The organism is Pseudomonas sp. LBUM1668 (assembly GCF_059695715.1).
On sequence record NZ_CP166787.1, the window covers coordinates 4,573,755 to 4,584,831 of the forward strand.

General features: G+C 60.2%; 8 protein-coding genes and 1 pseudogene. 4 read left to right on the forward strand and 5 right to left on the reverse strand.

The features are described from left to right. Nucleotides 1-585 carry a cob(I)yrinic acid a,c-diamide adenosyltransferase gene (locus ACA061_RS20670; RefSeq protein ID WP_210554143.1) on the forward strand — a complete coding sequence of 195 codons (585 nt, stop codon included), beginning with the start codon at nt 1-3 and terminating at the stop codon, nt 583-585. Nucleotides 586-716: 131 nt separating this feature from the next. Here the strand turns inward: ACA061_RS20670 and ACA061_RS20675 are convergent, their stop codons facing one another. The 4 genes from ACA061_RS20675 to secA form a co-directional block, all read right to left on the reverse strand. Beyond that, a complete protein-coding gene (locus tag ACA061_RS20675) occupies nt 717-1,661 on the reverse strand; it encodes a Nudix family hydrolase (protein ID WP_497299946.1) in 945 nt (314 codons plus the stop codon). After that, nucleotides 1,658-2,290 (reverse strand): glutathione S-transferase family protein, encoded by a 633-nt coding sequence (locus tag ACA061_RS20680; RefSeq protein ID WP_150616164.1) that lies wholly within the window; start codon nt 2,288-2,290, stop codon nt 1,658-1,660. Before ACA061_RS20680 ends, ACA061_RS20675 begins: the two co-directional genes overlap by 4 nt. Nucleotides 2,291-2,583: 293 nt before the next feature. Next, nucleotides 2,584-3,801 carry a bifunctional glutamate N-acetyltransferase/amino-acid acetyltransferase ArgJ gene (gene argJ, locus ACA061_RS20685; RefSeq protein WP_497299947.1) on the reverse strand — a complete coding sequence of 406 codons (1,218 nt, stop codon included), beginning with the start codon at nt 3,799-3,801 and terminating at the stop codon, nt 2,584-2,586. 121 nt (nt 3,802-3,922) lie between these two features. After that, nucleotides 3,923-6,658: a preprotein translocase subunit SecA gene (secA, locus tag ACA061_RS20690; RefSeq protein WP_150601660.1), complete on the reverse strand. Its 2,736-nt coding sequence runs from the start codon at nt 6,656-6,658 to the stop codon at nt 3,923-3,925. A gap of 306 nt (nt 6,659-6,964) precedes the next feature. Here secA and ACA061_RS20695 point away from each other — a divergent pair, with 306 nt between their 5' ends. Next, complete coding sequence (locus tag ACA061_RS20695; protein WP_042560657.1) at nt 6,965-7,420, forward strand: DUF721 domain-containing protein; 456 nt, start codon at nt 6,965-6,967, stop codon at nt 7,418-7,420. Nucleotides 7,421-7,510: 90 nt separating this feature from the next. Here the strand turns inward: ACA061_RS20695 and ACA061_RS20700 are convergent, their stop codons facing one another. After that, complete coding sequence (locus tag ACA061_RS20700; protein ID WP_210554147.1) at nt 7,511-8,998, reverse strand: helicase HerA-like domain-containing protein; 1,488 nt, start codon at nt 8,996-8,998, stop codon at nt 7,511-7,513. 188 nt (nt 8,999-9,186) lie between these two features. On the opposite strand from ACA061_RS20700, the pseudogene ACA061_RS20705 reads away from it, so the two are divergent. Continuing rightward, nucleotides 9,187-10,218, forward strand: a pseudogene (locus tag ACA061_RS20705) (HAMP domain-containing protein); the annotation flags it as partial. A gap of 93 nt (nt 10,219-10,311) precedes the next feature. Then, complete coding sequence (locus ACA061_RS20710) at nt 10,312-11,076, forward strand: methyl-accepting chemotaxis protein (RefSeq protein WP_390896373.1); 765 nt, start codon at nt 10,312-10,314, stop codon at nt 11,074-11,076. The last annotated feature ends 1 nt before the right edge of the window (nt 11,077 follow it).

Genomic DNA, 11,077 nt, shown 5'->3' on the forward strand with positions numbered 1-11,077 from the left:
ATGGGCTTTCGCCTGTCGAAAATCTACACCCGCACCGGCGACAAAGGCGAAACCGGCCTGGGCGATGGCCGCCGCGTGCCCAAGGATCACCCACGCATCGAGGCCATTGGCGAGGTCGATACGCTGAACAGTCAGGTCGGCGTGTTACTGGCCGGTTTGATTGCCGAGCGTGAGACGTATCCGGGGCTGAATGAGCTGATCGAGGTGCTGGCGCCCTGTCAGCATCGGCTATTCGACCTCGGGGGCGAGTTGGCGATGCCGGAATATCAGGCACTGAACGTGGCGGAAATCGAACGGCTGGAAGCGGCGATTGATGTCTGGAACGAAGAGTTGGGGCCGCTGGAGAATTTCATTCTGCCGGGCGGTTCGATGCTGATTGCTCAGGCGCATGTGTGCCGGAGTCTGGCAAGGAGTGCCGAGCGGCGCTGTCAGCATTTGAATGCTGAAGAACCCTTGGCCGGGGTTGGCCTGGCGTATATCAATCGGTTGTCGGATTTGTTGTTTGTCGCGGCACGGGTGATTGCGCGGCGCCAGGGGATTGCGGAGATTTTGTGGCAGCCGGCGGTGAAGCCTTCAGATAAATAGCGTCTGACAGGACGCCATCGCTGGCAAGCCAGCTCCCACAGGTTCCATTGGTGTACACAACATCTGTGAACGACACAAAACCCTGTGGGAGCTGGCTTGCCAGCGATGAGGCCGGTGGCCGCTCTACATGATCAAGCCTCAGGCCAGAACGCCCGAATCCCCGCCACACCCTGCGCCCCAACACCCCAGGCCTTTTCGCACTCTGCCGGGCCAACTCCCCCCAGCAAAAACACCGGTTTGCTGAAGCCCTCGATCAACGTCGAAGCCTGCTCCCAGCCCAACGGCTGCGCATCCGGATGGGTCAAGGTCGGCTGCACCGGCGACAAGGTCACGAAGTCCACGCCCATCTGCTCGGCCAGCGCCAGCTCTTCGGCGTTATGGCAAGACGCCGCAAGCCAGCGCTGCGCCGGCAACGGGCGCCCCGCCGCTGCGTATTTACGCAACTGCGCGGAAGTGATGTGCCACCCCGCAGACGGAAAATCACCGAGCCATTCGAATGGTCCCTTGATCATCAATTGCGCCTTGCCCGCACACAGCCCCGCGGCGTCCACCGCCAGATCGCGGTACTTCGGGTCATAGCCATTCGGTGCGCGTAGCTGGATCAATTTGATCCCGCCGGCAATCGCCTTCTGAATTCCGCGCAGCAAGGCCGGGGTTTCCAGATCTTCCGGCGTGATCAGGTATTCGGCAGGCAAACGTGCCGCTGCGACGATCGGCTGGTTGGCGGCCGGGAACTCATAGTTCGCCAGCTCCTTCGCCGTCACCCAGGCCAATGGCTGGCCTTCGGCACCGTGCGGCTCGCCGCTGAAATTCGACACTTCCCAGACATCCAGCAACACCTGCTTGTCCGGGTAATCGTGACGCACCTTGATCAACGGCCGAGCGGCGCCAACGACGATGCCCAACTCTTCTTGCAGCTCTCGGGCCAGCGCGGTTTCGACCGATTCGTCGGCCTCGACCTTGCCGCCGGGAAACTCCCACAAACCACCCTGATGCTGAGTGTCGGCACGGCGGGCGATAAGGATTTTGCCACTGCTGTCACGAATGACGGCGGCGGCGACGTGTACGCGTTTCACGGGTTCAATTCCTCCAGTCCAGCCTTTTGCCACGCCTTGAAGGCGGGCCATTGGTAGACGGTTTCAACATAGGCTTCGTCGGCGTCCGGCAAGTTCACCTGATAGGTGCGCAGGCGCACGGCGATCGGCGCAAAAAACGCATCGGCCAGGCTCACACGGCCAAACAGGTACGGCCCGGACTCGGTGGCGACGGCACGGCATTCTGCCCACAGCGCGAGCATGCGCTCGATATCGACCTTAACCTCTGGCGGCACCGGATTCAGCGGCGCGTCGTGGCTGAGGTTGAACGGCATGTGGTTGCGCATGGCGAAGAAGCCGCTGTGCATCTGCGCACAGGCTGATCGGGCCTGGGCGCGGGCGGCGATATCGGTTGGCCAGAGTTGCTCGGAAGGGAACTGCTCGGCCAGGTATTCGGCAATCGCCAGCGAATCGGCAACGGTGCCGCGTGCGGTTTTCAGCAGCGGTACCTTGGCGGTCGGCGAATGCTTGAGCAAAAGCGCACGGGTGTCAGGCTTGCCGAGTTTGATCAACTCTTCGGTGTAGGGCGCGCCGGTCAGCTCAAGCGCCAACGCGGCGCGCAAGGACCAAGAGGAAAGCAGTTTGTCGCCGATGATCAGGTGCAAGGACATGGTGTGGCGCCTTTTCGTCAGGGGGACAGCTTTGGGACTCGTAGTGTCTGGGCTACCGCCTTCGCGAGCAAGCTCGCTCCCACAGTGATCCCGGATACTCACAAATATTGTGTACACCAGTGAACCCTGTGGGAGCGAGCTTGCTCGCGAAGAGGCCGGCACATTCAACGTTGATGTTGCCTGAAACTCCGCTATCGCTAGCAGGCTAGCTCCTACAAGGGATCTGTGTCGTTCACAAAACTACTGTGGGAGCCAGCCTGCTGGCGATGCAGGCGACTCGGTCTCAGGTTAGATCAGGTCCGGTACTCGGCGTTGATCTTCACATATTCGTGCGACAGGTCGGTGGTCCAGATGGTTTCGCTGCAATCGCCACGACCCAGTTCGATGCGGATGGTGATCTCTTCCTGCTGCATCACCGCCGAGCCTTGCGCCTCAGTGTAGGTCGCGGCGCGGGCGCCACGACTGGCGATGCACACTTCGCCGAGGAACACGTCGATCTTGCTCACGTCCAGATCCGGCACGCCGGCACGACCGACAGCCGCCAGAATACGGCCCCAGTTCGGGTCGGAGGCGAACAGCGCGGTCTTGATCAGCGGCGAGTGCGCCACGGTGTAGCCAACGTCGAGGCATTCCTGATGATTGCCGCCGCCGTTCACTTCAACGGTGACGAACTTGGTTGCGCCTTCGCCGTCACGCACGATGGCCTGGGCCACGTCCATGCACACTTCGAACACCGCTTGTTTGAGTTTGGCGAACAGCTCGCCTTCCGCGCGGGTGATTTCCGGCAGGGCAGCCTTACCGGTGGCGATCAGCATGCAGCAGTCGTTAGTCGAAGTGTCGCCGTCGATGGTGATGCGGTTGAACGACTTGTTGGCGCCGTCGAGCATCAGGTTTTGCAAGACCTCACGGGAGACTTTGGCGTCGGTAGCGATGTAGCCCAGCATGGTCGCCATGTTCGGGCGGATCATGCCCGCGCCTTTGCTGATGCCGGTGACGGTGATGGTCACGCCGTCATGCTGGAACTGGCGGCTGGCGCCCTTGGGCAACGTATCGGTGGTCATGATCCCGGTGGCGGCCGCTTCCCAGTTGTTTTCCGACAGATCGTCCAGTGCCGCTTGCAGTGCACCTTCGATCTTCTCGACCGGCAGTGGCTCGCCGATGACACCGGTGGAGTACGGCAGAATCTGGTTTGCATCGACGCCGGTCAGCTCGGCGAGCTTCGCGCAGGTGCGCTCGGCGGCGGCCAGGCCTGGCTCACCGGTACCGGCGTTGGCGTTACCGGTGTTGGTCAGCAAGTAGCGCACATCGTTCTGTACGCGCTTCTTCGCCAGAATCACTGGTGCTGCACAAAAGGCGTTCAACGTGAACACGCCCGCCACCGTCGAACCTTCGGCGCAGCGCATCACCACGACATCTTTGCGCCCGGGGCGCTTGATGCCGGCCGAGGCGATACCGAGTTCAAAACCGGCAACCGGGTGCAACGTTGGCAAAGGACCAAGACCAACAGCCATGAATGCGCTCCTTACTCAATGATGTCTGCACCGCCCATTTGCAGGCAGTGGTTTAAATGGCAAAACGCCGCGACGGCAGGAGCCGGTCGCGGCGCGGGTATTTCAGCGATTGGAACGGGTTTTACTGGATCTGCCCGTGGCAATGCTTGAATTTCTTGCCCGAACCGCAGTAGCACAGTTCGTTGCGGCCCAGCTTCTGCTCGTTGCGAACCGGGGCGGTGGCGAGGGCCACATCAACCTCTTCACCGAGCAATTCCGGTTGCTCCAGACCCGGCGCTTCGGCGTGTTCGAACTGCATGCGGGCGGCCAGTGCTTCGGCTTCCTGACGCAGACGTTGCTCTTCGGCTTCCGGATCTTCGCGGCGGACCTGAACGTGCGACAGCACACGGATCGAGTCGCGCTTGATCGAATCGAGCAGCTCGGAGAACAGCGTGAACGACTCGCGCTTGTATTCCTGCTTCGGGTTTTTCTGGGCATAGCCACGCAGGTGGATGCCGTGACGCAGGTGATCCATGGTCGACAGGTGGTCTTTCCACAGATCATCCAGCACGCGCAGAACGATTTGCTTCTCGAAGGAGCGCAGTGCCTCGGCACCGGCCTGATCTTCTTTCTCGTTGTACGCGGCCATCAGCTCGGTCATGAGCTTCTCGCGCAGGGTTTCTTCGTACAGGTGATCGTCTTCGTCGAGCCATTGCTGGATCGGCAGCGCCACACCGAAGTCGCTCTGCAGCGAAGCTTCCAGACCGGCGACGTCCCACTGCTCTGGCAGCGATTGCGGCGGAATGTGCGCGCTGACGGTGGCGTTGAGTACGTCCTGACGGAAGTCAGCGATGGTCTCGCCAATGTTGTCAGCGGCCAGCAACGTGTTACGCATGTGATAGATCACTTTACGCTGTTCGTTGTTGACGTCATCGAACTCAAGCAATTGCTTACGAATGTCGAAGTTACGGCCTTCAACCTTGCGCTGCGCCTTCTCGATCGCGTTGGTCACCATGCGGTGCTCGATCGCTTCGCCCGGCTGCATGCCCAAGGCTTTCATGAAGTTCTTCACCCGATCAGAGGCGAAAATGCGCATCAGGCTGTCTTCCAGCGACAGGTAGAAGCGGCTGGAACCGGCATCACCCTGACGACCGGCACGGCCGCGCAGCTGGTTGTCGATACGACGGGATTCGTGACGCTCGGATGCGATCACCTGCAAGCCGCCGGATTCCAGCACTTGTTGGTGGCGCTTCTGCCAGTCGGCCTTGATCTGGGCGATCTGCTCAGGCGTCGGATCTTCCAGCGAAGCAACTTCAACTTCCCAGTTGCCGCCCAACAGGATGTCCGTACCACGACCGGCCATGTTGGTAGCGATGGTCAGTGCGCCCGGACGACCGGCCTGCGCGATGATCTCGGCTTCTTTTTCGTGGAACTTGGCGTTCAGAACCTTGTGTTCGATGCCTTCCTTCACGAGCAATGCGGACATGTGCTCGGAAGTTTCGATGGTTGCAGTACCCACCAGCACCGGACGACCGGCAGCCATGCTTTCCTTGATGTCGGTAACGATTGCCGCGTACTTCTCTTCGGCAGTCAGGAACACCAGGTCGTTGTAGTCCTTACGCGCCAACGGCTTGTTCGGCGGAATGACCATCACTTCCAGACCATAGATCTGGTGGAATTCGAACGCTTCGGTGTCAGCGGTACCGGTCATGCCGGACAGCTTGGTGTACAGACGGAAGTAGTTCTGGAACGTGGTCGATGCCAAGGTCTGGCTCTCGGCCTGAATGTTCAAGCCTTCTTTGGCTTCGATGGCCTGGTGCAGACCTTCGGACAAACGACGACCCGGCATGGTACGACCGGTGTGTTCGTCGACCAGTACGACCTGGCCGTCCTGCACGATGTATTCAATGTTGCGATTGAACAGCTTGTGCGCACGCAGACCGGCATAAACGTGGGTCAACAGGCCCAGGTTATGTGCCGAGTACAGGCTCTCGCCTTCAGCCAGCAGGCCGACGCGGGTGAGCATGTCTTCGATGAACTGGTGACCGGCTTCGTTGAGTTCGACCTGACGGGTCTTCTCGTCAACGGTGTAGTGGCCAGCCTTGGTGACTTCGCCTTCGACTTCTTCAACGTGCAGTTCCAGCTGCGGGATCAGTTTGTTGATCTCGGTGTACAGCTTGGAGCTGTCCTCGGCCTGACCCGAAATGATCAGCGGGGTACGTGCTTCGTCGATAAGGATGGAGTCGACTTCGTCGATCACGGCAAAATTGAGTTCGCGCTGGAATTTTTCTTCCATGCTGAACGCCATGTTGTCGCGCAGGTAGTCGAAACCGAATTCGTTGTTGGTGCCGTAGGTGATGTCCGCAGCGTAAGCCTGGCGCTTCTCTTCCGGCGGCTGGAACGGCGTCACGACGCCGACGGTCAGGCCGAGGAATTCATACAGCGGGCGCATCCAGTTGGCGTCACGACGTGCCAGGTAGTCGTTCACCGTCACAACGTGCACGCCCTTGCCGGACAGTGCGTTGAGGTAAACACCCAGGGTCGCCACGAGGGTTTTACCCTCACCGGTGCGCATTTCGGCGATCTTGCCTTCGTGCAAGGTCATGCCACCGACGAGTTGCACGTCGAAGTGGCGCATGCCCATGACACGCTTGCCGGCTTCGCGGGCAACCGCAAAGGCTTCTGGCAATAGCTTGTCGAGGGTTTCCCCTTTGGCGATGCGGGCTTTGAACTCTTCAGTCTTGGCGCGCAATTGATCGTCCGAAAGGGCTACCATTTGCTCTTCGAAGGCATTGACGTTCTGTACCGTCTTGAGCATGCGTTTGACTTCACGCTCGTTCTTGCTTCCAAAAAGTTTCTTTAACAAAGGCGCAAACATATCGGCAGATCTTCCACACTAAAGGGATGGAGGGCGGCCCCGTGAGTCGCCCGAGCAGCCCTCATGGCCGCATGCGAACGAGCATTCTACCCGGAAACGGTGGTGAGGAAAGTGGCGATGTTCCACGATGCTGGCACTGCGCTTTGACGGGGCTCACTTAAAATAAGGGCGTTTTGCTCAACTTCAACCCACAAGGGAAAGAAGTTAGTCGTTGATTTAATGGGTAAAGCAGGGGCAAAAGCAATGGGCGAGTGATTTCGGTGCTTTCTGCTACCATGGCGCTTCTGTTACTTCAGGTGTTCGATCATGGCATTTCGCCCTCTTACGGCCAAAGCACCCGCCGTTTTGCTACGCGAAGCCAAGCCGCTCAAAGCCATCCTCGGCCATGCCCATCGACTGGGTCATCTGCAACGCCTGCTCGAAAGCCAACTGCAACCCGCCGCCCGCGAACATTGCCATGTGGCGTCGTGGCGTGAAGGCAATCTGCTGTTGATCGTGACCGATGGCCACTGGGCCACGCGTCTGCGTTATCAGCAAAAACGCCTGCAACGGCAATTGCAGATGTTCGATGAGTTCGCCAGCCTGACGCGGATTCTGTTCAAGGTGCAGCCGCCGACGGTTCAGCGCGGGGCGACCGGGCACACGATGGACCTGTCGACGAACGCGGCGGCGACCATTCAGGCCACGGCGGACGGCATCAGTGACCCGGGCTTGCGCGCGGCACTGGAGCGATTGGCGGCGCACGCCAAAGACAAAACCTGAAAGCAAGATCAAAAGATCGCAGCCTGCGGCAGCTCCTACAGTTGGAATGCAATCCCCTGTAGGAGCTGCCGCAGGCTGCGATCTTTGCTTTTAGCGGCGTTTGCTGCCGCCGAGCAGGGAGCCCATCAAGCCACGCACCAGTTGTTTACCCAGGTTGTTGGCTGCCTGGCGCATTGCCGATTTCAACGCCTGGCCCGCCGCCGTGCCGAGAAACTCCCCGGCACGATCAGCCAGGCTCGGTTCCTCGGCCGCTGGTTTGCCCGCGGGTGCCTCTGCATCCGGCGCCAACCCTTTACGCCCCATCAGGATTTCATAAGCCGACTCGCGATCAATCGGTTTGTCATAGCGCCCTTTGAACGGTGACCCGGCAATCAGCACCGTGCGCTCGGTTTCCGTCAGCGGCCCGATTCGCGACTGCGGTGGCGCCACCAGTACGCGCTGAACCATTTCCGGCGTGCCTTTTTCCGTGAGCGTGCCGACCAGCGCCTCGCCGATCCCCAACTCGGTCAGCACCGACAGACTGTCAAATGCCGGATTCGGCCGGAAGCCGTCCGCCACCGCGCGCAGGGATTTCTGCTCTTTGGCGGTGAACGCGCGCAAGCCGTGCTGAACGCGCAGGCCCAACTGCGCCAGCACATCGTCCGGCAAGTCGGCTGGCGATTGAGTGACGAAATACACACCCACGCCTTTGGAACGGATCAACCGCACCACTTGCTCCAGCCGTTCCTGCAACGCCTTCGGGGTATCGCCGAACAGCAAATGCGCCTCATCGAAAAACAGCGCCAGCAGCGGTTTGTCGGCATCGCCGCGCTCCGGCAACTGCTCGAACAATTCGGCGAGCAGCCACAACAGGAACGTCGCATACACCTTCGGTGCCTCGTGCACCAGACGACTGGCATCCAGCAGATGAATGCGCCCACGGCCATCGGCGGCCGGTTGCAGGATGTCTTCGAGCTGCAGCGCCGGCTCGCCGAACAGGGCCTCGGCGCCCTGCTGCTCCAGGGTTGCCAGACGGCGCAACAGCGCCTGACTGGAACCGGTGGTCATCAGCGCCGCATCTTCGCCCAACAACTGCGGGTTGTCCTTGAGGTGGTTGAGCAGCGCTTTCAGATCCTTCAGATCCAGCAACAACAGCCCTTCGCGATCCGCGACCTTGAATGCGGCATACAGCGCCGACTGCTGACTGTCGGTGAGCTCCAGCAGACTGCCGATCAACAGTGGGCCCATTTCGCTCAACGTAGTGCGCAATGGATGACCGGACTCGCCGTGGATATCCCACAACGTCACCGGATAAGCCTGGGGCTGATGATTGAGCCAAGGCATCCCGGCGATGCGCTCGGCGACCTTGCCCTGAGGGTTGCCCGCAGCACCGAGGCCGCACAGGTCGCCCTTGATGTCGGCCGCAAATACAGCGACGCCGGCGTCGCTGAAGGCTTCGGCCAAGCGCTGCAAGGTCACGGTTTTACCGGTACCGGTGGCGCCGGCGATAAGGCCGTGACGGTTTGCCAGGCGCATGGCCTGTGCGATCGGTTGCCCGGCGAGATCGGCGCCGATTACGAGTTGCGATGAGTCAGGCATTTTGTCACCCAATGGTTAATCTTTAATGCGCGATGGCCGATAGATAAAGGCGTAGACCTGACTGAAAAGTCGGTAGGACATTTCCCTAAGGAGAGACGGAAATATCAGCTTTTATTCACCTTTGCCCATATTGCGCGTCTTTATAAAAGCACGCCCAGGACATTAAGACCTTAGCGGAACCCCAAGCCATGAACAAAAATCTGCGCTTCAGCCATAAAATTTTGCTTGCCGCCGCCCTCATCGTCATCGCCGCTTTTGCCTCGTTTACGCTTTACAACGACTGGCTACAGCGCAACGCGATTCGTGAAGACCTGGACAACTATCTCAATGAGATGGGCGAAGTCACTGCCGGCAGCATCCAGACCTGGCTCAGCGGCCGCATTATGCTGGTCGAAAACGCCGCCCAGAACATTGCCATCAACCCCGAACCCGCCAACGTCGCCAGTTTGCTGGAACAGAAAACCCTGACTTCGACGTTTATGGCCACCTATCTGGGCGATGCCACCGGCCACTTCACCATCCGCCCGGACGTGAAGATGCCCGACGGTTTCGATCCGCGGGTTCGCCCTTGGTATAAAGGTGCCGAGAGCAGCAGCACCTCGACCTTGACCGAACCGTACATCGACGCGGCCACCGGTCAGTTGATCATCTCCGTCGCCACCGCCTCGAAAAAATCCGGCCAGAGCGTCGGCGTGGTCGGCGGCGACCTGAGCCTGCAATCACTGGTCGACACCCTCGCCGCCCGGGATTTCGACGGCATGGGTTATGTGTTCCTGGTCAGCGCCGACGGCAAGATTCTGGTGCACCCGGACAAAGCCCTGGTGATGAAATCACTCAAGGAAGCTTATCCACAGGACACCCCGCGCATCAGCAGCGACTTCAGTGAAGTCACCGTCGATGGCAAAACCCGCATCGTCACCTTCGCGCCGATCAAAGGCCTGCCGTCGGTGAACTGGTACATCGGCCTGTCGGTGGACAAGGACCAGGCCTTCGCGATGCTCAGCGAATTCCGCGCCTCGGCAGTCATTGCGACCATCATCGCCGTCGGCATCATCCTTGCCCTGCTCGGCATGTTGATCCGCATCCTGATCCAGCCGCTGCACGTCATGACCCGCGCCATGGAAGACATCGCCGATGGCGAAGGTGACCTGACCAAGCGTCTGACCATCGTCAATAACGATGAATTTGGTGTGCTGGGTACGGCGTTCAACCGCTTCGTCGAGCGGATTCACGGCTCGATCCGCGAAGTGTCGTCGGCCACCGGCCAAGTCAACGAAGTCGCCCTGCGCGTGGTCGCTGCGTCGAATTCGTCGATGTACAACTCCGATCAGCAGGCTTCGCGCACCAGCAGTGTCGCTGCCGCGATCAATCAGCTCGGCGCCGCCGCACAGGAAATTGCCCGCAATGCCGCCCAGGCCTCGAATCAGGCCAGCGACGCCCGCGGCCTCGCCGAAGACGGCCAGCAAGTGGTGGATCGCAGCATCAAGGCGATGAATCAACTGTCGAGCATGCTCAGTGCGTCGAGCAGCAACATCGAGTCGCTGAACAGCAAAACAGTGAACATCGGGCAGATTCTCGAAGTCATCACCAGTATTTCCCAGCAAACCAACCTGCTTGCGCTCAACGCGGCCATTGAAGCAGCGCGTGCCGGTGAGGCCGGTCGTGGTTTCGCCGTGGTGGCGGATGAAGTGCGTAATCTGGCGCACCGCACGCAGGAATCGGCGCAGCAAGTGCAGACCATGATCGAGGAACTGCAAGTCGGCGCGCGGGAATCGGTGAGCACCATGAGTGAGAGCCAGCGTCACAGCCAAGACAGCGTCGAGATCGCCAACCTTGCCGGTGAGCGTCTTAACAGCGTGACTCAACGGATTGGCGAGATCGACGGGATGAACCAGTCGGTGGCGACCGCGACCGAGGAGCAGACCGCGGTGGTCGAGTCGATCAACGTCGACATCACCGAGATCAACACGCTGAACCAGGAAGGCGTGGAGAACCTGCACGCAACGTTGCGTGCGTGTTCGGATCTGGAGCAGCAGGCTTCGCGGTTGACGCAATTGGTGGGCAGTTTCCGTATTTAAG

What these genes read in the sequence shown, in the direction of transcription:
- ACA061_RS20670 (WP_210554143.1), top strand. Translation starts at nt 1, where the DNA reads ATGGGCTTTCGCCTGTCGAAAATCTACACCCGCACCGGCGACAAAGGC.
- ACA061_RS20680 (WP_150616164.1), bottom strand. Translation starts at nt 2,290, where the DNA reads ATGTCCTTGCACCTGATCATCGGCGACAAACTGCTTTCCTCTTGGTCC.
- argJ (WP_497299947.1), bottom strand. Translation starts at nt 3,801, where the DNA reads ATGGCTGTTGGTCTTGGTCCTTTGCCAACGTTGCACCCGGTTGCCGGT.
- secA (WP_150601660.1), bottom strand. Translation starts at nt 6,658, where the DNA reads ATGTTTGCGCCTTTGTTAAAGAAACTTTTTGGAAGCAAGAACGAGCGT.
- ACA061_RS20695 (WP_042560657.1), top strand. Translation starts at nt 6,965, where the DNA reads ATGGCATTTCGCCCTCTTACGGCCAAAGCACCCGCCGTTTTGCTACGC.
- ACA061_RS20700 (WP_210554147.1), bottom strand. Translation starts at nt 8,998, where the DNA reads ATGCCTGACTCATCGCAACTCGTAATCGGCGCCGATCTCGCCGGGCAA.
- ACA061_RS20710 (WP_390896373.1), top strand. Translation starts at nt 10,312, where the DNA reads ATGTACAACTCCGATCAGCAGGCTTCGCGCACCAGCAGTGTCGCTGCC.